General features: G+C 54.2%; 22 protein-coding genes and 2 pseudogenes. 6 read left to right on the top strand and 18 right to left on the bottom strand.

The features are described from left to right. Positions 1-8: 8 nt before the first annotated feature. The 4 genes and pseudogenes from narI to TKWG_RS00320 form a co-directional block, all read right to left on the bottom strand. On the bottom strand, positions 9-695 hold the full coding sequence (narI, locus tag TKWG_RS00335; RefSeq protein ID WP_014748892.1) for a respiratory nitrate reductase subunit gamma: 687 nt from the start codon (positions 693-695) through the stop codon (positions 9-11). A gap of 10 nt (positions 696-705) precedes the next feature. Then, entirely contained in the window at positions 706-1,422 is a 717-nt protein-coding gene (gene narJ, locus TKWG_RS00330) for a nitrate reductase molybdenum cofactor assembly chaperone (RefSeq protein WP_050981485.1), read from the bottom strand. Positions 1,423-1,477: 55 nt separating this feature from the next. After that, positions 1,478-2,982, bottom strand: a pseudogene (gene narH / locus TKWG_RS00325) (nitrate reductase subunit beta); the annotation flags it as partial. A gap of 15 nt (positions 2,983-2,997) precedes the next feature. Further along, a pseudogene (locus tag TKWG_RS00320) lies at positions 2,998-6,746 on the bottom strand (nitrate reductase subunit alpha). Between the two features lie 498 nt (positions 6,747-7,244). On the opposite strand from TKWG_RS00320, the gene TKWG_RS00315 reads away from it, so the two are divergent. The 4 genes from TKWG_RS00315 to TKWG_RS23125 all read left to right on the top strand — a co-directional run bounded on the left by TKWG_RS00315 (position 7,245) and on the right by TKWG_RS23125 (position 10,401). Next, complete coding sequence (locus TKWG_RS00315; RefSeq protein ID WP_148274438.1) at positions 7,245-8,036, top strand: MipA/OmpV family protein; 792 nt, start codon at positions 7,245-7,247, stop codon at positions 8,034-8,036. A 7-nt stretch (positions 8,037-8,043) separates the two neighbouring features. Next, the gene (locus tag TKWG_RS00310) at positions 8,044-8,739 is read left to right on the top strand and encodes a response regulator transcription factor (protein ID WP_014748884.1); all 696 of its coding nucleotides are present in this window, start codon (positions 8,044-8,046) and stop codon (positions 8,737-8,739) included. Then, positions 8,723-10,144 (top strand): sensor histidine kinase, encoded by a 1,422-nt coding sequence (locus tag TKWG_RS00305; protein WP_081489177.1) that lies wholly within the window; start codon positions 8,723-8,725, stop codon positions 10,142-10,144. Before TKWG_RS00310 ends, TKWG_RS00305 begins: the two co-directional genes overlap by 17 nt. A gap of 71 nt (positions 10,145-10,215) precedes the next feature. Beyond that, a complete protein-coding gene (locus TKWG_RS23125) occupies positions 10,216-10,401 on the top strand; it encodes a hypothetical protein (protein WP_148274437.1) in 186 nt (61 codons plus the stop codon). Between the two features lie 22 nt (positions 10,402-10,423). Here TKWG_RS23125 and TKWG_RS23860 read toward each other — a convergent pair whose 3' ends face one another. From TKWG_RS23860 to TKWG_RS00275, 7 genes are all read right to left on the bottom strand, one after another. Continuing rightward, a complete protein-coding gene (locus TKWG_RS23860; protein ID WP_202947752.1) occupies positions 10,424-10,810 on the bottom strand; it encodes a hypothetical protein in 387 nt (128 codons plus the stop codon). Between the two features lie 148 nt (positions 10,811-10,958). After that, positions 10,959-11,645 carry an MFS transporter gene (locus tag TKWG_RS23855; RefSeq protein WP_202947751.1) on the bottom strand — a complete coding sequence of 229 codons (687 nt, stop codon included), beginning with the start codon at positions 11,643-11,645 and terminating at the stop codon, positions 10,959-10,961. Between the two features lie 125 nt (positions 11,646-11,770). Beyond that, a complete protein-coding gene (gene arsB / locus TKWG_RS00295) occupies positions 11,771-12,826 on the bottom strand; it encodes an ACR3 family arsenite efflux transporter (RefSeq protein ID WP_014748881.1) in 1,056 nt (351 codons plus the stop codon). Then, the gene (locus tag TKWG_RS00290) at positions 12,823-13,326 is read right to left on the bottom strand and encodes an arsenate reductase ArsC (RefSeq protein WP_014748880.1); all 504 of its coding nucleotides are present in this window, start codon (positions 13,324-13,326) and stop codon (positions 12,823-12,825) included. Before TKWG_RS00290 ends, arsB begins: the two co-directional genes overlap by 4 nt. Continuing rightward, positions 13,323-14,090 carry an arsenical resistance protein ArsH gene (arsH, locus tag TKWG_RS00285; RefSeq protein ID WP_014748879.1) on the bottom strand — a complete coding sequence of 256 codons (768 nt, stop codon included), beginning with the start codon at positions 14,088-14,090 and terminating at the stop codon, positions 13,323-13,325. The genes TKWG_RS00290 and arsH overlap by 4 nt, the downstream gene beginning before the upstream one ends. Then, positions 14,087-14,422 (bottom strand): ArsR/SmtB family transcription factor, encoded by a 336-nt coding sequence (locus tag TKWG_RS00280; RefSeq protein WP_041708804.1) that lies wholly within the window; start codon positions 14,420-14,422, stop codon positions 14,087-14,089. The genes arsH and TKWG_RS00280 overlap by 4 nt, the downstream gene beginning before the upstream one ends. Before the next feature lie 101 nt (positions 14,423-14,523). Further along, on the bottom strand, positions 14,524-15,450 hold the full coding sequence (locus TKWG_RS00275; RefSeq protein ID WP_014748877.1) for a LysR family transcriptional regulator: 927 nt from the start codon (positions 15,448-15,450) through the stop codon (positions 14,524-14,526). A 139-nt stretch (positions 15,451-15,589) separates the two neighbouring features. Here TKWG_RS00275 and TKWG_RS00270 point away from each other — a divergent pair, with 139 nt between their 5' ends. Further along, on the top strand, positions 15,590-15,994 hold the full coding sequence (locus TKWG_RS00270) for a RidA family protein (protein WP_014748876.1): 405 nt from the start codon (positions 15,590-15,592) through the stop codon (positions 15,992-15,994). A gap of 108 nt (positions 15,995-16,102) precedes the next feature. Here the strand turns inward: TKWG_RS00270 and TKWG_RS00265 are convergent, their stop codons facing one another. Then, entirely contained in the window at positions 16,103-17,557 is a 1,455-nt protein-coding gene (locus tag TKWG_RS00265) for a YdgA family protein (protein ID WP_014748875.1), read from the bottom strand. 295 nt (positions 17,558-17,852) lie between these two features. Here TKWG_RS00265 and TKWG_RS00260 point away from each other — a divergent pair, with 295 nt between their 5' ends. Then, on the top strand, positions 17,853-18,899 hold the full coding sequence (locus TKWG_RS00260) for an MBL fold metallo-hydrolase (RefSeq protein WP_014748874.1): 1,047 nt from the start codon (positions 17,853-17,855) through the stop codon (positions 18,897-18,899). A gap of 282 nt (positions 18,900-19,181) precedes the next feature. On the opposite strand, the gene TKWG_RS00255 is transcribed toward TKWG_RS00260, so the two are convergent. The 6 genes from TKWG_RS00255 to TKWG_RS00230 are packed head-to-tail and all read right to left on the bottom strand — an operon-like array spanning position 19,182 to position 24,327. After that, positions 19,182-20,324 carry a mandelate racemase/muconate lactonizing enzyme family protein gene (locus TKWG_RS00255; protein WP_014748873.1) on the bottom strand — a complete coding sequence of 381 codons (1,143 nt, stop codon included), beginning with the start codon at positions 20,322-20,324 and terminating at the stop codon, positions 19,182-19,184. Then, entirely contained in the window at positions 20,275-21,306 is a 1,032-nt protein-coding gene (locus TKWG_RS00250) for an NAD(P)-dependent oxidoreductase (RefSeq protein WP_014748872.1), read from the bottom strand. Before TKWG_RS00250 ends, TKWG_RS00255 begins: the two co-directional genes overlap by 50 nt. Then, positions 21,299-22,003 (bottom strand): fumarylacetoacetate hydrolase family protein, encoded by a 705-nt coding sequence (locus TKWG_RS00245; RefSeq protein ID WP_014748871.1) that lies wholly within the window; start codon positions 22,001-22,003, stop codon positions 21,299-21,301. The genes TKWG_RS00250 and TKWG_RS00245 overlap by 8 nt, the downstream gene beginning before the upstream one ends. Further along, positions 22,000-22,203, bottom strand: coding sequence for a hypothetical protein (locus TKWG_RS00240; RefSeq protein ID WP_014748870.1), 204 nt, complete (start codon positions 22,201-22,203; stop codon positions 22,000-22,002). The genes TKWG_RS00245 and TKWG_RS00240 overlap by 4 nt, the downstream gene beginning before the upstream one ends. Then, positions 22,184-23,347 carry a mandelate racemase/muconate lactonizing enzyme family protein gene (locus TKWG_RS00235; RefSeq protein ID WP_014748869.1) on the bottom strand — a complete coding sequence of 388 codons (1,164 nt, stop codon included), beginning with the start codon at positions 23,345-23,347 and terminating at the stop codon, positions 22,184-22,186. Before TKWG_RS00235 ends, TKWG_RS00240 begins: the two co-directional genes overlap by 20 nt. Next, complete coding sequence (locus TKWG_RS00230; protein ID WP_014748868.1) at positions 23,344-24,327, bottom strand: Bug family tripartite tricarboxylate transporter substrate binding protein; 984 nt, start codon at positions 24,325-24,327, stop codon at positions 23,344-23,346. The genes TKWG_RS00235 and TKWG_RS00230 overlap by 4 nt, the downstream gene beginning before the upstream one ends. Positions 24,328-24,348 lie beyond the last annotated feature (21 nt).

The raw sequence follows: 24,348 nt of genomic DNA, 5'->3' as shown, positions 1-24,348 counted from the left end.
TTTCTCCATCAGCGTGAACGCACCAGCTGCCAGGCCCGTGTCAGATAGGAAACCGATGCAAAGCCGCTCCATACGTGAACCAACCGGGTGAACGGAAAAATCAAAAACAGGGTCATTCCCAATATCATATGCGCCTGGTAAACCCAGGGCGCCCCCAGCATCACCTCTGCAGCGCCGCTACGAAATGTCACGATACGCTGCGCCCAATCGCCCAGCATCAGCATGACCGCGCCATCCTTATGCTCTACCGACGTGAAAATCGAAAGCAGCCCCAGTAACAACACTACAAGTATCCAGAACAGGGTCAGCCAATCGCTGAACCTTGAGGTGGCAACCAGCCGCGGCTCGGAGATGCGCCGGTAGATCAGCAGCAATAACCCGACCAGACAGACAATACCGAGTGCAGCCCCGACCACAATGGCCAGCCACTGCTTTGCCTGCGTGGACACGCCCAAAGCGTGATAGACCGCAGGCGGGGTCAATAGACCGAACAGATGGGTAAAGAACAGGGCAATAATTCCGCCATGAAACAAAATGCTGCCCAGGCGCAACGTACTGCGTTTAAGCAACTGGCTTGAATCGCTCTTCCAGGTGTACTGGCTGCGCTCAAATCGCATCAGACTGCCCAGCAGAAATATCGCCAACGCAATGTAAGGATATATTCCGAAGAAAAAATGATGTAGATATGAGTACATCGGGCGCTCCCTATTTTTCTGCAGCTATATTTGACACAGTCTCTTTCCTGGGATCGGTTTCATAAAACGTAACCGGTTGATCAACCGCTGGCTTGCGATAAAGCATTGGCTCTGTACCGTCGGCATTCGGCCCGAAGGTCACCATTGTTTCTTCCATGTCGCCTTGCGGTGGCTCTGGCAGCGGCTCAGGCTCAACCGGCGTCATGCCGCGCAATACCTGGAATATGGCCGCATACGGGCTTTGGGCCCGGGCGAGTTTTTCTTGAATGCGAGACAGAATATGAATGGCATCGCCCAGCAGCTCAGCAGCCTTTTCTGCCGGGATCTGCGACAGGAACTCCAGAAACAGGGGGATATAGTCGGGTAGCTCGGTGGTGTCCGGCAGCAGGCCGTGTTCAATATATTCATTGCGCAAATCAACCATGGCCTGACCCCGATCTCGTGATTCGCCATGGATATGCTCGAACAGATGCAAGGAGTGGCTTGGTTTGCTGTCAAACGTCTCCACGTATTGCTCTTGTAATTGAATCAGATCCGGGTTATTGGCCAGCAGATCCAGTATGGGTGCCAGATGGCCCGCCTGCTCCTGATTTAACAATGAACGCAACATGGGTAGCGCATCAATTAGCTCTTCGTCCGGGTAGCCCAGTAAAGCAGACAGGACAGCATAGGTGAGCTGTTGTGGCGGTTCTTGCGTTTGTGATTGCGTGTATGAAGCCGCGCTCATGTGGGTTCTCCTGAAGGAACCGCCTTATTGCGTTGCAGGTCCATGAATACCACCTGCTGGGCATCGCCCTTCGGTTTTTGCCGAACAGGCTGCCTTTGGATGAGCCGCTGGAACAGCCGTCGCCAAAAGAAAAACCACATCCGCCTTTCATATCGAAAGCATCTTCTGCATATTCACGATGCGAGGTGGGAATAACGAACCGGTCTTCGTAATTGGCAATGGCCAGATATCGGTACATTTGCTCAACCTGTGCAAGCGTCAGCCCCACCTGCTGCAGAATGTCCGGCCGCTCCACGCCGTCCACGGTTCTGGCACGCATATAGGCACGCATGGCCAGCAAGCGCTCCAGCGCCAGCGCGACCGGCGCCTCGTCTCCTGCCGTTAGCAGATTGGCCAGATAACGCAGCGGTATTCGCAATGATTTGATATCCGGCAGGGCACCGAATGTGCCAATATCGCCGCTGTTGGCGGCAGATTGAATGGGAGACAATGGCGGTACATACCAGACCATGGGCAACGTCCGGTATTCCGGGTGCAATGGAAAGGCAATCCGCCACTCCACCGCCATTTTGTAAGTTGGAGATTGCTGCGCGGCATCCAGCCAGCCCTGGGGCACACCGTCGGACAGGGCCTGGGCGATCACGGCCGGATCGTCTGGGTTCAGGAATACATCCAGTTGTGCCTCGTATAGCGCGGCTTCATCCTGCACCGAGGCGGCATGCTCAATCCGGTCGGCATCGTAAAGCAGCACACCCAGATAGCGAATTCGGCCAACACAGGTTTCCGAGCAAACCGTGGGCTGGCCCGCTTCAATGCGGGGATAACAGAATATGCATTTTTCTGCCTTGCCACTTTTCCAGTTATAGTAGATTTTTTTGTATGGACAGCCCGATACGCACATGCGCCAGCCACGACATTTATCCTGGTCAATCAGGACGATACCGTCCTCTTCCCGTTTATAGATGGATCCCGACGGGCAACTGGCAACACAGCTGGGATTCAGGCAATGCTCGCACAAGCGGGGCAGATACATCATGAAGGTATTTTCAAACTGCCCATAGATATCTTTCTGGATATCTTCGAAATTGTAATCGGCAGACCGTTTGGAAAATTCGCCGCCGAGAATCTCCTCCCAGTTCGGTCCCCACTCTATTTTTTCCATGATCTTGCCGGTAATGAGCGAGCGCGGACGCGCCGTGGGCGCCGTTCTGGACTCCGGCGCAGATTGCAGATGATCATAATCGAACGTGAACGGCTCATAATAGTCGTCAATTTCCGGCAAATTCGGATTGGCGAAAATATTGGCCAGCAATTTGAGCTTTCCGCCTGGCGGGGTTCGATCCGGCCATTTTCATTGCGCTTCCAGCCGCCGTTCCAGTGCTTCTGATTCTCCCAGTCTTTGGGGTAACCAATCCCGGGTTTGGTCTCGACATTATTGAACCACGCATACTCCATGCCATCGCGCGAGGTCCAGACATTCTTACAGGTGACAGAACAGGTATGGCAGCCTATACATTTGTCCAGATTCAGAACCATGGCAATTTGTGCCCGTACTTTCATTGTCCTCTCCCATCGCTAGGTTTTCGATACTTCCGAATCCCGTAGCGGCGATTCGAGCCAGTCAATTTTCGACATTTTCCGTACGATCACAAATTCGTCACGATTGGAGCCTACCGTTCCGTAATAATTCAAGCCATATGACAACTGTGCATAGCCGCCAATCATGTGCGTAGGCTTGATCACGGTTCTGGTCACGGAGTTGTGAATACCTCCCCGGGCCCCGGTGATTTCCGAGCCGGGCATATTGATGATCTTCTCCTGCGCGTGATACATCATCGTCATACCCTCGGGCACCCGTTGACTGACAACGGCGCGTGCCACCAGTGCCCCATTCACATTGAATGCTTCAATCCAGTCGTTATCGGCGATACCGCCTTTTGCCGCATCTACTTCAGATAGCCATACGATGGGCCCGCCACGGGACAAGGTCAGCATGATCAGATTGTCTGTATAGGTCGAATGGATGCCCCACTTCTGGTGCGGGGTAATGAAGTTCAGGAGCAGATGCGGATTGCCATTGCCACGGGACTGCAGCATTGGTGTAATCGACTTGGTGTCGACCGGCGGCCGGTACACACACAGGCTTCGCCAAAGGCCCGCATCCAGGTGTGATCCTGATAGAGCTGCTGGCGTCCGGTCAGGGTGCGCCACGGGATCAGCTCATGCACATTGGTATAGCCGGCGCTGTAGCTGACGTGATCGGACTCCAGGCCTGACCAGGTCGGCGAGGAAATAATTTTGCGCGGCTGTGCCTGCAGATCGCGGTAACGAATCTTCTCATGTTCTCGCGGTTTGGCCAAATGCGAATGATCACGTCCGGTGAAGGCAGAAAGGGCTTCCCATGCCTTGACCGACACTTCGCCATTGGTTTCAGGGGCAAGCGTCAGAATCGTCTCGGCGGCGTCGATATCGGTTTCCAGCTTTGGCAAGCCATAACTGACGCCCTCATCGGTCACACGATGGTTCAATTGAGCCAGCAAATCACATTCATCATTGGCCTGCCATGCGATGCCTTTGCCGCCCACACCCAGTTTTGCAGTCAACGGTCCCAGGGAAGTGAACTGTTTGTAAAGCGACGCATAGTCGCGTTCCACGACGGTAAACGACGGCATGGTTTTACCCGGAATCATCGGCCTGCGTCGTGTTTCCAGTCCGTGACGCCAAAAGGGTCTCCCAGCTCAGCCGGACTGTCATGCTGCAGTGGCGTGAGGACCAGATCTTTCACCGTAGCAAGCTCGGTCTGCGCAATACCTGAAAAGGCTTTGGCGATGCCTTTATAGATTTCCCAGTCGCTGCGCGATTCCCAAACGGGATCAACAGCTGCCGATAGCGGGTGAATAAAGGGATGCATGTCAGATGTGTTCAGATCGCTTTTTTCATACCAGGTTGCTGTAGGCAGCACCACATCTGAATAGACACAGGTGGTTGACATACGAAAGTCCAGCGTCACCAGCAAGTCCAGTTTCCCTTGCGGGGCACTGTCATGCCAGGCCACTTCAACCGGCTTTTGATCGCCATCTTCCCCCAGCTCCTTGCCCTGGATGCCGTGATCGGTGCCCAGCAAATGTTTAAGAAAATACTCATGGCCCTTGCCGGAAGAGCCGAGCAAGTTGGAACGCCAGATAAACATATTGCGCGGGAAATTATCAGGATGATCAGGGTCTTCACATGACAGCTTGAGCTTGCCGCTCTTGAGTCCCTGCACGGCGTACTGCACCGGATCCTGCCCAGCCTCCTGGGCTTGGCGCACCACCTGCAAGGGGTTGGTCTGCAATTGAGGCGCAGAGGCAGCCAGCCCATTCGTTCGGCCCGGACATTGAAGTCTATCAAACTGCCTGATACGCTTGCGGGTCCGCCAGGGGCGACAACAGCTCCGAAACCTTAAGCTTCTCGTAACGCCACTGGCCTGTATGCGCATAAAAGAAAGACGTGCCGTTCATGTGGCGTGGCGGCCGACACCAATCCAGGCCAAACGCCAGCGTACTCCAGCCCGTCTGCGGACGAAGTTTTTCCTGGCCAACATAGTGACACCAGCCACCACCGGATTTGCCGACACAGCCACACATAACCACCAGATTAATAATGCCGCGGTAGGCCATATCCATGTGATACCAGTGATTCAGGCCGGCGCCCAGGATCACCATGGACTTGCCCTGGGTTTTATCTGCGTTCTCGGCAAACTGCCTGGCAACCGTTATTACATCCTGTGGCTTCACACCTGTGATACGTTCCTGCCAGGCCGGCGTATACGGCACGTCGTCATCATAGGTGCTTGCGGTATTGTCTCCACCCAGGCCCCGATCCAGCCCATAATTGGCCATGAGCAGATCGTAGACTGTTGTGACCAGTACTTCCCCTTCTGTGGTGTTGACCCGCGACACAGCCATATTACGTAACAGCACATCGTCGTGGTCCGTCCCCTGGAAAAAATCGTTGACCTGGCTGCCAAAATAAGGGAATGCGACCGGGACAACTTCGTCGTGTTCGCCCACAATGGACAGACGCAAGCGATGCGGCCTGCCTTGGTCGTCACAGGGCTCCAGGTTCCACTTGCCCTGGTCCTGCGCATACTCGCCCGTCCAGCGAAAGCCGATTGATCCGCGCGGCACAACTATTTTTCCGGTTATTTCGTCATAGGCAACGGTCTTCCAGGCCGGATTATTTTTCTGATCCAGTGAATCGGCAAAGTCCGAAGCTCGCAGCATGCGTTCCGGCACATATTTGTCTGCTTGCCGTACCAGCCGAACCAAAAAGGGCATGTCTGAATACTGACGGCAGTATTCACGGAAATATTCGCTTTTTCCCTGCAGATGAAATTCTTTCAGAATGACGTGGCCCATGGCCAGCGCCAGGGCTGCATCTGTACCTTGCTTCGGATGCAGCCAGATATCGCCAAATTTCGCTCCCTCTGCGTAATCCGGAAAAATCGAAACTATCTTGGCTCCCCGATAGCGCGCTTCAACCATAAAGTGGGCGTCTGGCGTTCGGGTCTGGGGCACATTGGACCCCCACATGACGATAAAACTGGAGTTGAACCAGTCGGCGGACTCAGAGACATCAGTCTGCTCGCCCCATGTCTGTGGACTGGACGGCGGAAGATCGCAGTACCAATCATAAAAACTCAGTATGGTGCCTCCCAGCAGCGACAAATACCGACTGCCTGCAGCAAACGAGACCATCGACATGGCTGGGATAGGTGAGAATCCGACAATTCGATCGGGCCCATAGCGCTTGATCGTATAGGCATTCGCAGCCGCAATCAACTCATTGGCCTCGGTCCATGTGGTACGCACAAAGCCGCCTTTACCGCGAATTTTTTTGTACTCGTCAGCCAATTGCGGATTGGTGCAAATAGACTCCCAGGCTTGCAGCGGCGCCATCGTTTTGCGCGCTTCACGCCACATCCGCGCAAGTCTGCCGCGCAGCATCGGGTATTTGATGCGATTGGCGCTGTATAGATACCAGGAATAAGAGGCGCCCCGCGAACAGCCGCGCGGCTCATGATTGGGCATGTCCGGCCGGGTTCTTGGGTAATCGGTCTGTTGCGTTTCCCAGGTGACGATGCCACCTTTTACATAGATCTTCCAGGAACAGGAACCCGTGCAATTGACACCGTGAGTGGAACGGACAATCTTATCGTGCTGCCATCGATCACGATAAGCCTGTTCCCAGGACCGGTCTTCGTTTACGAGGTTCCCGTGTCCATCTGAAAATTCGTTTTTATTGCGAATGAAATATTTGAGACGATCAATAACATGACTCACCACAGCTCCTCGTGCACTTAGAGTGGGTTAATTCGGCCTGACAGCCAGGACAAAATTTCGTTTAGCATAAAGATCTGGTGAAAATAGTAACTACATTTCTATCAAAGAGTCAAGAAAGGTTAAATTTCAATTGCAATATTATTTCATTTTGCGTGTCGCACTGGCATGGCTCGATGCGCGAATCAGCCGGTATAAAGCATATACCTGCTGCAGGCCAGGCCTGTTGCGAAACTCGCCCGCAAACGACCATGGCGCATGAACCGAATTGGCTTGTCCGGATTTTTATTTGCCGCAAGTTAAGGGTCCACGACGGGGTAAGGATTGTATTGACTCGTGGTTTTCAATAAATTGGTCACAAAGAAATAAGTCGCCGTTGACACACACCCTTGGAATCGGGCCTGACACGTGCAAGCCTGTTGCAATTTTTTTTCCTGCAGTAAGGATTGGGTAATAGAAATAGCCAGACAATCTGCACTCCAAGTTGATCAGGGGAAATATATGCAACCGCGAAACACTCGCACAAGACGAATATTGACAGCCGCTTTGCTGGCCTGCGTCGGCCCGACAATGGCTCAGGCCGAAGGCCTGCGAATCCCTGAGTATCCGCAGGAAAACGAATCGCAATGGAGTCTGGGTGCCGGAATCGGCTTTGAGCGTAGTCCGTATCGCGACGTGGGAAATGAAACCAGCGCCATCCCCCTGCTGGGATTTCAGAATCGATACGTACGATTTTTCGGCACGACCTTCGACGCCAAACTGCCGTCTGCCGGCCCGGTTGATTTTTCAATCCGGGCCAGATACGCTTTGGGCGATGGTTATAAATCATCTGACTCGTCCTACCTTTCGGGTATGGACAAGCGCGAAGGCGGATTATGGCTGGGACTGGCCAGCACATGGCATAGCGGCGTTGCCGACGTTTCGCTCGAATGGATGCGCGCTGTGGGCAAGAGCAAGGGTAATCGTATTAAACTGGCAGTGGAACGTTCTTTCGCCGCGACCAATCGGATTCATATCACGCCTTACGCCGGTATTCAGTGGTCCGATAGCAAGGATGTGGATTACTACTTTGGTGTCAAAGACAGCGAAGTCACGGCTGAGCGCGCCCGTTACGAAGGAAAATCCAGCACCAATATTAACGCCGGCATCAGAATAGATTACACCCTCACCAGACATCAGAATCTGTTCCTGGATGTTGGGGTACAGCGGTGGGGGTCCGGCGTAACCGACAGTCCGCTGGTTCGACGCAGTACCTCTCCATCTCTCCGAATGGGCTACCTGTATAGATTCTGAAGAAGACATGTCATCTAACCGTATTGCAATCCTCGAAGACAACCCACGCATGGCTGTGCTCATGTGCAAAGCCCTGGCAACTGCCGGTATTGAAGCGGACGTTTTCGAACGCCTGGACTCCGTCTGGCCGGCCATGACACCCGGCATATACGGCGTATTCGTGATTGATCGCAGTGTGCCGGACGGCGATGGCCTTAACCTGGTCAGGCGCTTGCGTGCCGATGGCAATGCAACGCCCTGCCTGATGGTCACGGCAAGGGATGCCATCCATGACCGCATTGAAGGACTGGAGTCCGGGGCAGACGACTATCTTCCCAAGCCCTTTTCGCTAGAGGAACTGGTCGCCCGGGTGCGCGCACTGCTGCGTCGGCCGCTTATATTGACAAGCCTTGAACCGACTTTTGCCGGTATTTCCGTACACACCGCGCGCGGCTGCATGAACTACGGGAACGTGTCGACGCCTCTGGCTCCGGCAGAACTGCAGATCCTGCTGGCATTGGTGCAGGCGGCAGGCCAGGTAGTACAGCGAAGCCGTCTTGAGGCGGCCGGGTGGGGTTTGGGAGAAGGGGTTACACCCAACGCACTGGATGTCGCGGTACACCGTCTGCGTCGCAAAATTCTGGCGGCCGGGTCCTTAACGCAAATCGTAAATCTGCGCGGCAAAGGCTTTGCGCTTCAAAAGGCGGATGATGAAGCTCAATAGCCTGACAGGAAAACTGCTTTTTGCCAGCACCATTGCACTGATTCTCACAACAGCATTTGTCGCGATTCTATCTCACGTAGTCATTACCTATTTTCCACGCGTAATGCTGGAAGCTGATTTTGTCGGAAATGAACGTCAACTGAGCGGTGGACTGGTCTTTGACGCTGCCGACAGGCCAATTGCAGTGAACGTAAATCCTGGCTTATCCAGCGTTTTCGAGGTTCTGAAAGATGACGTCATCTATCGCGTTGTTGATGCACAGGGTAAAGTGCTGCTGGCATCAGACGATGGTGCCCATCCGTTTGCCGCCGCCGGACAGCCTTTTAACCCGCAGTTAAAGAGATTTAACCTGGCACCGGACGGCAATTTACTCCATGTGGCTACATTCGCACTCAACAGGCCTGGTCCGCAATATTATGTGCAGGTTGCCCGCAGTGAGCGCTTTCAGCAGGCGCTGACCCAGAATGACGGCGGTACCGTACGCCTCACAACACTGATCATGACCATCGTTGCCTTGTTGATTTTCAGTGCCATCGTACTATGCACCATCTATCGCCTGGTAAAACCGGTACAAAAGGTATCACTGGCCGCATCGCGTATCACACCCAGGAACCTGCAAGCCAGACTGGCGACCGAAAGTCTGCCCTGCGAGCTGGTGCCCCTGATCACTGCATTTAATGGCGCCCTTGATAGACTGGCCAACGGGTATCGCGTTCAGCAGGAATTTCTGGCCACCACTGCGCACGAACTTAAAACGCCGCTGGCACTGATGCGTGGCACGGTCGAACTGGGTGACTCAAGCGACCGAGCACAACTGCTTGCCGATATCGACGCCATGTCACGCCAGATTCAACAGTTATTGCAACTGGCCGAATGCAGCGAATCTCATAATTACATCATGGCCGAAACGGACCCGACCGTGGTGGTGGCAGATGCGATCGTCAAACTAGACCGGCTGGCCGACAGCCGTGATGTGGCGATCAATACCAATGCGCTGGTCCAACCGATTCTGATCAAGGCCGACCGTGCAGCACTGGCCATCCTCATACGCAATCTGCTGGAGAACGCCATTCAGCATGCGCCGCCCGGCACCACCGTACAGGTTCTGCATGATGAGAACGGACTTACCGTGCGAGATTACGGACCAGGCATAGATCAGAACGATCTGCCCAAGATATTTCTTCGTTTCTGGCGAGGGGCAGACAGCGAGGGCCGATCAGGATTAGGACTGGCCATTTGTCAGCAGATTGCCCTGGCGCATGGCTGGACCATATCGGTCGATGCGGCCAATCCGGGGGCCACCTTTCGGATTGCTTTTGATGGCACCGAACAGCCGTCACCCGAAGAATACCACTTGACATCCACATCACTTCAGAGCGGCATCGGCGAACCCGCCACGCCCTAGAGGCAGGGGGTGGCGCTGCCGTATTATTAACCCAATTGCAGGGATAGCACCGTTTCAGTATGCTCAACACAATGAAAAATTATCTTGATCTGATCCCCCTCATGGATGTATCTTCGGTCGCCAGGCAGGCGGGTCGTACGAAGATTCCCGACTTGCCTGATAGCACGCGCACCCCGATGTCCGTGCCCGCAGAGGCACAATGTGCTACCGAGCCCTCTTCTGCCCAGGAACTAGATTTGTCTGAAAGTACTATGTAAAGCTATCGACCAATCAACCGTGTCATCGCACCCTGGACACCAGCCGCCTGATCAGCACGTACGCAACAATCGCCCCCGCGCCCAAAGCCATGGTGATTGCCAGCGCCCAGTGAATGCCGATATTGGTCATTCCGAAGGCCAGGGCGAACGGCGCAACGGCCGAAACGGTCAAACGTGCGGAGGTGATTTTTCCCTGTAATCTGCCATAGCCCTGACTGCCAAATAGCACCAGTGGCAAGGTGCCTGCAACGATACTGAACAAGCCGTTGCCCAGGCCGAATAAAATTGCAAAAGTGATCGCCCCGGCAATACTGGGTGCAGTGCTGTTGAGCACGCCAATCGCGGCACACATGAGCGCAGAGGCGATGGTGGCAAGCGTCACGGGCGACAGATTCCCGCCAAACACCATATTGGTGAGCCGACTGAGTACCTGGGCGGGGCCAAAGAGCGTACCTACCAGGCCGCCGTTGCGCCCAGCCCCAGGCCCGATAGCAGCGGCACCATGTGCACCAATATGGCAGATGCCACCAGCGATTGCAACGCAAACGCAATCACCATCAATACAAAGCCGGTGTGCCGGGCTGGGCCTGCCAGTCGGCTGGCAAGACTTTGACTTCGGTGTCCGTTGTGGCTTTGCCTTGGCGGGCACCACGCGCCAGCCAGGCGTGAATGGGCAGGCACACCAGCAGATTGATGGCCGCAAAAATATAATAAACGTTTTGCCACGATAGCTGCGCATGCAACGCTGTTGTTATGGGCCAGAAAATAGTGGAGGCAAAACCGCCGATCAGCGTCAGGTATGTAATGCTGCGCTGGGCCGTTAGCGGATATTTTTGCACCAGGAGCGCAAACGCTGCCGCGTACTGCACCAAATTCGCGGTTATTTCAACCGCGATCAGGGCAATCACAAATACGATATTATTCGTGGCTGTTGCGCATGCAATGAGCGCCAGGGCGGCCAGGCCTGAGCCCAGCGTCATGACCCGTCCGGCGCCGAACCGATCTATCCAGATGCCTATCCAGGGCGCCATCAAGCCGCCTGCGAGCAGGGCCGCAGACAGCACACCGAAAACCCATTCAACCGACCACTCCAGATCTGCGGCCATATCGGACGCAAGAATACTGAAGGCATAGTACAGGGTGCCGTAGCCAATAATTTGTGTCAGGCCAAGCGAAGCAATAACCGCCATCAGATGACGATCCCATTCCCTTGTTTGTCCAGGGAGGGCCAGTTTTAATGCCATGGGAATGGATCCTTGCTACCGTTCACGCGGGTATCAGCGGGCTATCAGATTGACGGCCGGACCAGCTGATCAGACCCGGTCAGCGCGTACCCAACATGGGCAACGCGCTGATTGGAAATTTAACACTATTTTTGCTCGTACCAGTGTTTTGTCTGGTTCACGATGCGCACAACCAACAGCATGACGGGTACCTCGACCAGTACGCCCACGACCGTGGCCAAAGCCGCGCCTGAGCGCAACCCGAACAGGCTGATGGCCGCCGCAACCGCCAGTTCAAAGAAATTACTGGCGCCAATGAGGGCCGACGGACAGGCAACTGCATGGGTTTCGCCAGCCTTTTTATTCAGCCAGTACGCCAGTCCGGAATTGAAAAACACCTGGATCAGAATCGGTACTGCCAGCATTACAATGACCAGCGGCTGCGCCAGAATAGCCTTGCCCTGAAAGGCAAACAGCAGCACCAGCGTGAACAACAGCGCCACAATGGACCAGGGCCCGATAATGTCCATGGCCCGTTCGTAGGCAGCCTGCCCCCTGTTAAGAAGCCAGCGGCGCCAGACCTGCGCCAGGATAACCGGCACGATAATATACAGCACCACCGAAACCAGTAAGGTATCCCAGGGCACGGTAATGGAAGACAGGCCGAGCAGCAGACCCACAATCGGAGCAAATGCCACAATCATGATTGCGTCATTTAGCGCCACCTGGGATAACGTGAAATACGGGTCACCCTGGGTCAGGCGACTCCACACAAAGACCATTGCCGTACACGGCGCGGCGGCCAGCAGAATCAGCCCGGCAATGTAGCTGTCAAGCTGGTCTGCCGGCAGGTAAGGCGCAAAGACATGCCGCACAAAAAGCCAACCGAGAAATGCCATGGTAAACGGCTTGACGGCCCAGTTTATAAATAGCGTAATACCAATACCGCGCCAGTGTTTGGTGACCTGGTTCAGGGCAGAAAAGTCAATCTTTACCAGCATCGGGATAATCATGACCCAGATCAGCACGCCGACAGGCAGATTGACCTGGGCCACTTCCATGGCGCCAATAGTGCGAAAGACATCGGGCAGGCCCTGGCCCAGCAACACGCCGACCACAATGCACAGCGCCACCCAGAGCGTCAGGTAGCGCTCAAAAACACTGATCGCGGGACGAGGCTCTGCCTTAGTCGACGCACTCATGCCGTCTCGCTGGTACCGATTTTGGTCAGTTCGTGCTTGATTGCTGTCTGATCCAGAATATGCAAGGGCAGGCTAACAAAAAGACGGACACGATTCATGATGTTGCGAAAAACTTTATCAAACGCCTGTCTTTTTTCTTCATCAGACCCCTCTACTGCTGCCGGATCCTCAAATCCCCAATGCGCAGTAATGGGCTTCCCGGGCCAGACGGGGCAGACCTCGCCTGCGGCGTTATCGCATACGGTAATGACAAAATCCATGATGGGCGAATCAGCCATTGCAAATTCATCCCAGCTTTTACTGCGCAACTTCTCAGCGGGATAGCCGATTGATTCTGTTTTTTCGACAGCAAAGGGATTGACCTTACCGGTGGGATGACTACCTGCACTGAAGGCATTGAACCGTCCCTGCCCCATCGTATTGATAAGGGCTTCGGCCATGATGCTACGGGCGGAATTGCCTGTGCACAGAATAAGCACGTTATAGGTTCTCTGGGTCATGACGTTTCTCGCTCAGCTTGAATTTGAGGGCTAATGGCAATGGATGAAAGATCTTTGGCAGGGTCAATGACCCGGCCACTGGCTTTTCGTTCGGAATATCGGTCGGTCAATGCATCCTGATGCGGGCGCAGCAATGCGGTAAAGCGCAGCAGCTCTTCCATAACATCGACAATACGGTCGTAATATGGCGAGGGCTTCATACGCCCGTCCTCGTCAAACTCCTGATAGGCTTTGGCCACGCTGGACTGATTGGGAATGGTGAACATGCGCATCCATCGGCCAAGCAAACGCAGGGTGTTCACCGCATTGAAACTTTGGGAACCGCCCGATACCTGCATGACAGCCAATGTGCGCCCCTGGGTAGGTCTGATGCCGCCCATTTCCAGAGGCAGGTGGTCTATCTGTGCCTTCATGATCCCCGTGATCTGGCCATGCCTTTCCGGGCTGCACCAGACCTGGCCTTCTGACCACATTGAGAGTTCTCGTAACTCCTTGACGGCGGGATGGTCATCATTTTTTACCTGATCCGGCAAGGGTAAATCCGAGGGATCAAAAATCCGGGTTTCAGCGCCGAAAAACTGCAAAATACGCGCCGCTTCTTCCACGGCCAGACGGGAAAAAGAGCGAGAGCGCAATGAGCCATACAACAGCAGGATGCGCAGGGGCGGAGTGTCTGGCGCCAGGCCCAAAGCAGGTCTGCTCAGTGCGAAGGCCGGGTCCAATGCAGGCAGGTAATCAACGTCAATAATGCTGCGGGTTCTCATTCAGCCACCGTCGTATTTTCAGTTTGCACACAGGACAAATCGCAGTCTTGTCCACTGCAGCAGTTCTCTGTCAGAAAGGCAACCAGGCTGGCTGCCCTTGCATACTCTGCCGTATAGATGACAGACCGGCCCTCCTGCCGCGACGCAATCATGCCGGCATGCGAGAGTTCCTTCAGATGAAAAGACAAGGATGAAGGCGGAATGCCCACGGCCTCACTGATTTTCCCGGCTGCCATGCCAGCAGGGCCGGCCTGTATCAACAGCCGAAACACCATGAGGCGAGATTCCTGGGCAAGGGCAGCAAGAGCGGCGATAGCAGTTTTAGTTTCCATATTTCAATAATATTGGAAATATCAAAATGATTCAAGCAATTTTTTGTTCACCTCGCCAAGACCAGGTGCGCCGGTTGGTGTCTTGCAGAAAGCGTCTGTGCTTATTGCACTTTGCGTTGCGCGACGGGCGCGTGCACTTCCATAAGTTGTGCCACCCAGTCAATAAACACGCGCAGCTTCGCACTAACATGCCGATTGGGCGGATAAGCGACATACATGGGCATCGGATCCAGCTCCCATTGCTGCAACAGGGGAATCAACTGCCCCGTTGCCACATGCTCGCGGGACATGTAATCAGGCAGCCAAAGCGCCCCCAGGCCGGCCAGACCGGCAGCCAGGTAGGCATTGCCATCGTCAACCGAAAGAATGTATTTGCTCTGTATGGTGACGCGTTCATCGCGATAGCGCATGGTGGGCGACAGCGCCTTTCCGCTGCGGGCCCACAGGAAGGCCACGACGTGATGATCCGGCGTATTCAGCTCCTGGGGATGCTGCGGTACGCCAGAGCGTGCCAGATAATCCGGCGCGGCATACATGCCAAGCTGCAAATCACCTATATGCCTTGCCATCAGGGACAGATCAGTGAGTTCGCCGCCACGGACAACACAATCGACATTGTCATCAATCAGATCCACCACCCGGTCGCTCACGCCCATATCCAGTTGAATGTCCGGATACCGGGCATGGAATGCCGGCAGCGCCGGCACCAGTACCATGCGCGCAAACGGACTGGGCACATCAACTCGCAGCCGCCCCCGCGGCAATGCTGCTGCGCTGGACAGGCTGGTTTCTGCATCGTCCATATCGGCCAGCAGCCTGATCACGCGCTCGTAGTAGGCAGCGCCATCGGCGGTCACGTTAACCTTGCGTGTGGTCCGGTTAAGCAGGCGGACACGCAGGCGCGCCTCCAGCTGCTGCACCAACTGCGTGACGGTAGTTCGGCTCATATGCAGCGTCTCTGCCGCCTTGGTAAAGCTACCGGTTTCCACCACTCGGGCAAATGCCCACATCGCATCAAATCGGTCCATAGGTGTTCCCAGATATAGGATTGTTTGTATTTTACAAACAGTGATGGACAGTATCGCCTGTTTATCCATAAAACCGGAAACCATAGAATCACTTCATTGTAGATATCGAGTCTGCCAGACTCATTCATGGAGAGAAGCTATGACAAAACGCGACGTCGTTTTTCCGCCTGGGCGCCAGGCACTGTATGACAAAAATCACTATTCACCAGCAATTCGGGCCAATGGCTTCCTGTTCGTTTCGGGACAGGTCGGCAGCCGGGAAGATGGGTCACCAGAACCGGCTCTGGAAGCACAGGTGCGCCGCGCATTTGAAAACCTGAATGGTATTCTGAAGGCGGCAGGCAGCAGTTTTGACGATGTGATTGACGTGACGGTCTTTATGGTCGATCCGCAAGCAACATTCGAAACCATCTGGAAAGTGGTGCCCGAGTATTGGGGCCAGGCCCCTTATCCCACGCTGACAGCCGTGGGCGTTACCTGGCTCTACGGCTTTGACTTCGAGATCAAGGTTATTGCAAAGGCGGAGCAGCAGACGGACCAATAACCCGTCAGGCGAGGAAAGCACCTTGACGGGCTCAATCTGGGGGCCTAAAGCAGGCTAGTATCCAGCCAGCCCCGGATCACCGGAATGGCCCCGGTTAATCACAGTCAATCAGCGGGGTGCACCAGAGACGGCAGAACCCGCTTTAGCGGCCAGTTCCTGCACGCTCATTTTTTCTGCATTCAGCGTGATTTGTTCTTCTGGCTTCGCGGTTGCATCGTAAGCGATATCGCTGCTGATCACACCGTTATCGAGTTTGCCGAGGCCTGACATCTGTGCCATCATCCCTGCCATGCTGGCAAGATCATCCCCTTGTTTGTCGGCCGCATCCTTATCTTTTACACCGCTGATCTGGGTACCGGCAGATACCACATCACGGATCAGCTTGGTATCGACCTTCAGCCCAAAATCCACCTTCTTGAGCGACTTGGCCAGAAACAGATCATCTTCCACAGTCGTTCCATCGGGCTGGCCGGTGCCATCAAAATTGGCAGAGGCCTCTATTGAACCTTCGCCGCCAGCTGTTTTCCACGCAAAAGGCGACACACGCACTTGCAGTTTGTTGCGTATCAGATTGGTAAACAGTTCTGCGTAATACTGTTCAATTTTCTCGCCCTGCTGCTCAACATTGTCTGGCGTGATATTGAGCGTTGCGGCCTGCTGCCTGAATTTATTCACCGCCTGGCGATCAAGATGTTCAAAGGCGACGTTCAACTTGATGGCGCCAAAATCAACATTGTCAACCAGCACCTTGCCAAGATCGTAGCCGACGTTCAGGTTCAGGAAATCATCCACTTCTTCCGTTTTCGCATCGATCTTGAAATCGGCGATTGACACTGTTTTATCGTTCTTCGGCTTGATCTCAAGCATGCCGATACTCATTTTGCCCGGGCCCACGAACAGGCCGGAAGCGGTTTTGCTGGAACTGGCCTGCCCCGTCACGTTCTTCATGGAAAAATCAACTTTGGCATAGTCAGTCAGGCTCACCTCGGGAAGATCGAACGTCATGTCAAGCTTGGTAAAGTCCTTGTCTACGAACGACGTTACCGTTACCGGCTGAGACTTGACGGTGCCCTCTCCAAAGGTCGCATCCAGTGCCGCCAATTTGGCGGAGGAATGCACGTTTCCAGAGAAATCAATGCTATCGTTTTGTACGTAAGGCTCTTTACCGCCAGCCGCGTCATACAGTGGCTTGGTCTTTTCATCGTTGACCAGCGTGGTAGACGCGGTTGCATATCCGGTGACAAATTCACCCCGCGACAAGGCGGTGAGCGATATCGGCCCGTGTTCGATATGGCTGTTGAGCAGGACTTCCTTGGGCAGGGCCGACATTTCCGGCAAGTTCATATTGAGTTTATATACCGCGTCGGACGAGAAAACGCCCTTGTCATAACTGACCACTTCCATACTCATTCGTCCGTCGCCTTCTTTTTTCAGATAGTCGTTGGCTTTAACCAGATAGTCGTCAACCCGTTGCTGGATCTGCGTACCCAGATACCAGCTTGATCCGGTCCAGACTGCACCGGCAGCAATAACAACACCAGCGACGATTGCGGCTTTACTCATCAAATGAATCCCTATAGATTATGAACTGCGAATGGGTTGGAAATATCCACACATTATAGCGACCAAACCTTGGGCGGCCACGTGCATGATGATCGCCTTGACGTTATTTTAATCAACGGAAAGCGGGTGCCGGTTTGCGGTCCTAGCTGCCTTTGTGCGCCAATGCTTCATTCGGCAAGACGTTGAAAAATTTAACGTAGCTTCATGAGCGGCCGTGATCTGTCTATAATTGACTGGCGCCGCAAGCCTGCGTCGTGCAGCACGTTAGCTCAAACACTAATAACAGGAGACTCTAATGCGGCTATTCAGGTCATGGATTAACAACAGTGACAACACCAGCGATGATGCGGTCGCATCGTCTGGCAGACGTTACTTTCTGGCGGCCGGATGCGCCTGCTGCGCAACCTATGCGTTAAACATTTCGCCTGCTGCAGCCCAGTCGCCTGATGTGCAGCGCCACCTGGCTGCAGCGCGTACTGCAGCCGGCAGCGATCTCAAACAGTTACTGAAGCTGGGTAACGTGGCATTGCCGGCCAGCGCCAAAAAAGGCCCATCGATCGAAGAACTCATGGCGCAACCCGCGCCCCCGCCAGGTCAGGCTTTCGATAACCTGTATTTCGTTGGCGGCAAATGGGTAAGTGCCTGGGCCATTACCACATCCGACGGCATCATCCTGATCGATGCAATGAACAATGCTGATGATGCCGAAAATGTGATCGTCGCCGGCATGCGCAAGCTGGGGCTGGACCCTGCACAGATCAAGATGGTCGTCATCACGCACGGCCATGGCGACCACTACGGCGGCGCCAATTACCTGGTAGAGCATTTTCAGCCGAAAATCATTGCCAGCGAAGCTGACTGGACCATGATGGAAACCAAGCTGGAGTTCGAAGTGCCCAGCTGGGGGCGTCCACCCAAGCGAGATGTAGTCGTAGAAGACGGCGCCAAGCTGACACTGGGCGACACCACGGTCGACATCGTGATGACACCGGGCCATACCATGGGCACGATCTCAGTGGCGTTTGACGTAAAAAACGGCAGCCAAAGCCACCGCGCCTTCCTGTGGGGTGGCACGTCATTCAACTTTGGCAAGCAGCCCAACCGCATGGAACGCCTGCAGGCGTATATTGACGCGACTGACCGGGTGCGTGATATGGCAAGCAAACAGAACATTGACGTGTTCTTGTCCAACCACAGCGGCATGGACCTGGCCGATGTCAAACTGGCGCAAATGAAAAAGGGCGAGCCCAATCCGTTCGTGATGGGCGTTGATACGACACAACGTGCGTTAACGGTGATGCATGAATGTGCGCTGGCGACCAAGGCGGCGTGGAGCGTGTAAGGGACCGAGGGCAAGCGAAGTCCGCACTTTTGGTTCTATCTAGTCAGGATAGACATTGCCACCGCATGCCTTCGTCTTTTTTAAAAATGCTCATTGATAATCTGTCATTCTACGAATCTGATCGACGCCGCCGCGCAAGATGTGTTGCCAAGCATATAGTTCATATGTTCGCACTCTCTATTTCATCAAAAAGAGATATGAACAGTGAGACCGCACAATGATCACCGAAGTTTAGAAGTCTCTTATCTTATATATCATTTCTTTTCTCACCTAAATGACCGACTAGACATAACATGGTCCGTCTATCAGGGGATGGGCAGCAACAAATTTTTCGTCAATGACCAATCCGATACCTACGCCATCGCCGGCGGTCACGCAGCCCTCGGCATCCAGCACATAAGGCGGTTTATCGGTGAGCTGATCACGGAATGGATTGTAAGCAGTAAGATCAGCCTCAAAATAGCCAGGATTGTCAATTGCGCACATATAGCTGATTGAAGTGGCCATGTTTATGGCCGTGGCAGAGGTATGGGGATTCACGCTTAAACGGTGACTACTGGCCATCGCGGCTATTTTTAGTGATTCGGTAATCCCGCCTGCCTTGGACAGATCCGGTTGTACAAAACCCAGCACTTGAGCTTCAAGTATCGGCTCAAACTCATAACGGGTGTAGTGGTTTTCACCTGCGGCCAGCGGGGTTCGTCCAAGTTGCGACGCGCGGCGGTATAACCCTAGATCATGGGCAGGGAACGGCTCTTCAAGCCAGCCTACCTTAAGGTCGTCATAGAAGGGCATGACGCGACGTACATCGTCCAGTGTGTAATTGGTATTGGCGTCTACCAATATATCAATTTGGTCGCCCACGCCCTTGCGCACTGCAGTCACGCGGGCGATATCGCGTTCGATATTGTCTCCCACCCGAAGCTTCAATGCCCGGTAACCCTGGCTGACATAGCCCGCAGCCTCGTCGGCAAGCGCCTCGGGAGCCTGCCAGCCCAGGGATATGCCCCCCGCATATGCCTTGATGGGTTTTTGTTTACCGCCGATAAGAGTATGCAAGGGCAATCCCGCAACCTGACATCGAATATCCCATAGCGCCAAGTCGAGCCCGCTTAGCGCCAGTGCAGCAGCAGCGCCCATACCGTGGCTGGATATTTGCATTTTATGCACTTTTGACCATACTCCCGAGACATCCATCGGATCCATTCCCACGACCAACTCCGCCAGCGTGGTGTCAATGAGCCGCGCGATGGCGCCGGGGCATCGGCCATGATGCGCTTCGCCCCATCCTGTTAGTCCTTCGTCTGTTTGTACACGCAGCAGCACGGCGTCGCGTTTTACACTTCTGCCTATGCCCAAGCGCACGGATTTGTCTTCAGGAACAGGAAAGGAAATAGGATGGGCCTGAATACTGGAAATTTTCATCTCGAACCTTTGCAAATGAATTAGTTATAGATTTCTGGATTAACCAGATTGGCAAATCGATGCCCTGTAACAAGCGCAGGACTTCGTCAACCGACCCCTGGCTCATTCTTTTCATGCTGGCTGTTGTAATGCCAGCGATATGAGGCGTTAGATACAAGTTTTTCTGTTCGGCTGGGTAAATGCCAGGCTTAACCGGTTGTACATCGTGCACATCCAGCACAGCAGCGGCAATTTTTCCATCGCGTAATGCATCCATTAATGCGGCTGTGTTAATGACCGGTCCACGCGAAACATTGATGACTATGCCAGACGTTTTCATGCTGTTGAACTCAGCCGTATCGGCCAGCCCGATCGTGTCCGCATTCAGGGGGCACGATAGAACGACAATATCGGCCTGCGAAAAAAGCACTTGCTTCTCGGCGTACTCAATCCCGTCTGGCAAGCTCTCTTTGCGCCTGGATAGACCGATCACCTTCATCCCCAGCGCTGTCGCTACCTTGGCCAGCGTACTGCCGATTGCGCCAACGCCTACAATTCCCAGCGTCAATCCGCCCAGTTCGCCCATTTGATCCGCCAACGCCCGCTTGGGCTGCCAGTCTGATCCGCTATTCTGGATGCGCTGCATGTCGACCTGCCGTCGGACAAGCATCATGGCCGCAATGCAATACTCGACAACGGAGCTGGTGTTGCATCCAGGGATATTGGCCACCGGTATTTTATGAATGCACGCTTTATCCATCGGTATCATGTCCAGGCCCACGCCATGCCTGACGACCCCTTTAAGCCTGGTCTGATGATCAAAAATATCATCGGGAAGCTTTGCACGCACAATCAATGCATCCGCATCGGCCACCAGATGCCGCAAGGTATCAGGATCGGTTTGCGGAGCGACAATGACGTTGGCGTGCTGCCGAAGCCGCTGCGCTTCCTCTGCCAGAATGTCGTTTGTCAATAACACGGTATATTTATTTTTTTCAGGCATCGTGATGCTCCCTTTCTACTTCGTTACGCAGCACGCCCAATTTTTCTATGCTGATGGACAGACACATTCCCGGAACCAACCAAGCGGGCGGTTCATGATTGGCAGCAACCCCTGCAGGCGTGCCGGTCGCAATAACGTCGCCGGGTTCCAAAGGCATTTGCGCTGAGATAAACTCAACAAGCTCGTCAATGCGAAACAGCATCTGGCTGGTATTTGAATCCTGCAGGCGCGTGCCATCGGCATCAAGCGTGATGGCCAAGTCATGCGGGTCGGCGATGGCGTCGGCCGGGAGTATCCAGGGTCCCATCGGTCCGGATGTCCTCTGGTTTTTTCCTCGCACGAAACCGCCATCATGTTTGACATAATTTGTCACGCTGACATCGTTGAAAATAGTATAGCCACAGATATAGTCTGACACTTCGCTGCGGTCTATTTTCAACGCCTGTTTGCCAATAATCACGGCCAGTTCTGCTTCATAGGTAACGTGGTTGGCCGGATTGATCCGGATCATATCTTCCGGCCCGATAATGGTGCTGGCCGATTTAATAAAGATGACCGGCTGCTCCGGTGGCGCCCGTTTGGTTTGCAACAATCCGTCACGATAGTTGAAGGCGGCGCCCACAATCTTCCCTGGATTGGATAGCGGCGCCAGGATTTTCACTGCTGACAGGGGCAACAGGCACTGATCGTTGATCAACTCGGACGCCAGCCGCGCGCCAGGGCCTGCAGACCGTAGCTGATCCAGTCCAGTATGGTCGGTTGCCGGTCCTGCAGTACCGCAGGCCTGAGTGGATGCGCTCCATCCACAACATAGTCAACTGCGTCCTGGTCCCGCCTCCGCGTTATGATGACACCTGCGCGGGCACGACCAGCGTGCTCAAATGTGATAAACCGCATGCTGTTCAAACCGCGTATTTTTCAAGAATGCTACGGTCAATGTCGATGCCAAGGCCTGGTTTGGTCGGGATAGAGACCGAGCCGTTACGCAATACGATGGGCTCAGTAGCCAGATGATCCCGAAACGGATTTTCGCATTGCTCGAATTCAAAAAGGGGTGGCATCGGCCTGAAACTTGGAGGCTGATCCGGCAGTGCCGCGATGAAGTGCAGCGTAGCAGCCACGCCAATAACAGACCCCCATGCATGGGCACGCACTCTACCCCGTGGGCGGTAGCCAAAGCGGCAATTTTCCTGCACTCGCTAAAACCACCGGCAGCGCATATATCGGGCTGGATGATATCCATTGCCTTGCGACTGACAATATCCCGGAACCCCCACCGCGTGTACTCGTTCTCCCCGCCGGCTACGGCCATATCCAGGGCTTGTGTCACCTGAACATAGCCGTCAAGGTCTTCTGGAGAAATAGGTTCTTCAAACCATTCCACGTCCAGTTTCTCCAGTTCTCTTCCCAGCCTGATTGCTGCAGGAACCGTGAAACAGTGGTTGGCATCGACCATCAACCGGATGTCGTCGCCAATTGCCTTACGCACGGCTTCAACCCGAGCCAGATCAAGCTTGGGCGAGCCAAGACCGATTTTCATCTTGATAGCGGAAAAGCCGCCATGCTTATACTCCAGGGCTTCCTCGACCGCCTCTTCGACCAATCGATCCATATCGATAAAATATAGTCCAGTGGCATAAGCGGTCACCGTGTCGCGGAAAGCGCCGCCGATCAGCTTGTGTACCGGCTTGCCGCAGATTTTACCGATAATATCCCAAAGCGCGATATCAATACCGCTCATCGCTGCTATTGCCATGCCTTTGGCGCCATAGTCTTTGATTCGGTTATAAAGGTCTTCCCATATCACTTCTACGTCAAACGCATCGCGGCCAATAATACGTGGCGCAAATTGCGTATCGATAAAACTGCGTGCGACCTGCGAGGGGCCATAGCATTCACCCCAGCCGATCGTACCGTCCTGCGTTTCTATTTCAACGATGCACGAGCCGCGCGTTTTATAAAGCCAGCCCCGCGACGACGTAAAGGGCCGTGCGATCGGCGCGCTGACAACATGGCAAGTTACCTTTTTGATTACACTCATTTCTTGTCTTCCGCTTTGTTAAATACTTTTTCGCTGGCGCTATCCAGCGTCTTCTGGACTGCATTGATTTCCCGGGTCAGGCCATCGCCCTTGAGCGGACTGATGATGACGCCGTTGCGATCGGCAAAAGTCTTGAACTGGTCACTTTCTATTGCATTGGAGAACAATTCAATCAGCTTCGTACGCACCGGCTCGGGCGTTTTAGCCGGGGCAACGATATAGGCCATTTGCACTAGCGGTCCGTATGGAAAGACGTCATATCCCATTTCCTTGAACGTCGGCACATCGGGCATGATAGCCAGCCGCTCGTTGGCAAAAACGGCAATCGGCTTAACGTTCCCCGCGTCAATCTGCGGCTTGCTCTCTGATGGTTTGAGCACTGCTGCGGAGATCTGCTTACCGGCAAGATCTGCGATCACCTTGGCGCCACCGGTATAAGGCACATTGATGTACGGCGCCTGAGCTGCACGTGCAGTCATCTGCGCAAATATGTGATTCAAATTATGAGACCCGGGTGTGCCGATAGACACTTTCCCTGGATTGTCCTTTACGTGTGCCAGAAAGGCCTTCAGATCCTGCGGCCCGCTGTTGGTCGGCACCAGAAGCATCAAGGGATCAACCGAGACTCTTGCAATGGGAACAAATTGATCATTGGTCAGTGTCGTCAGTTTTTGCGAGATCTGGGCAAGGGTCGAACTTGTGCCCATGCCGACCATGTAGCCGTCGGGTGCCGCCCGGGCAACTTTGGTCATTCCGATTGAACCCGTCGCGCCGGGTACATTCTCCACAATCAGGGACACCCCGGATTGATCGGCAACGATCTTTTGCAATTGTCGTGCAGCAATATCATTTGACCCGCCCGCATTCCATGGAATGACGAACTGTATATCTTTCTGCGGGAAGCCTTCGGCCGCCACAGCAGGGACATAGATCGCGGCGACCGCCGACAGCACCCATGCTGCAATGTTTATTCGTTTCATAAGTTGTCTCCTGAAAGAGTG

The organism is Advenella kashmirensis WT001 (assembly GCF_000219915.2).
Classification (GTDB): Bacteria; Pseudomonadota; Gammaproteobacteria; order Burkholderiales; family Burkholderiaceae_B; genus Advenella; species Advenella kashmirensis.
Note: the sequence above shows the minus strand (reverse complement) of the source record. Positions and strands in the feature narration are given on the sequence as shown.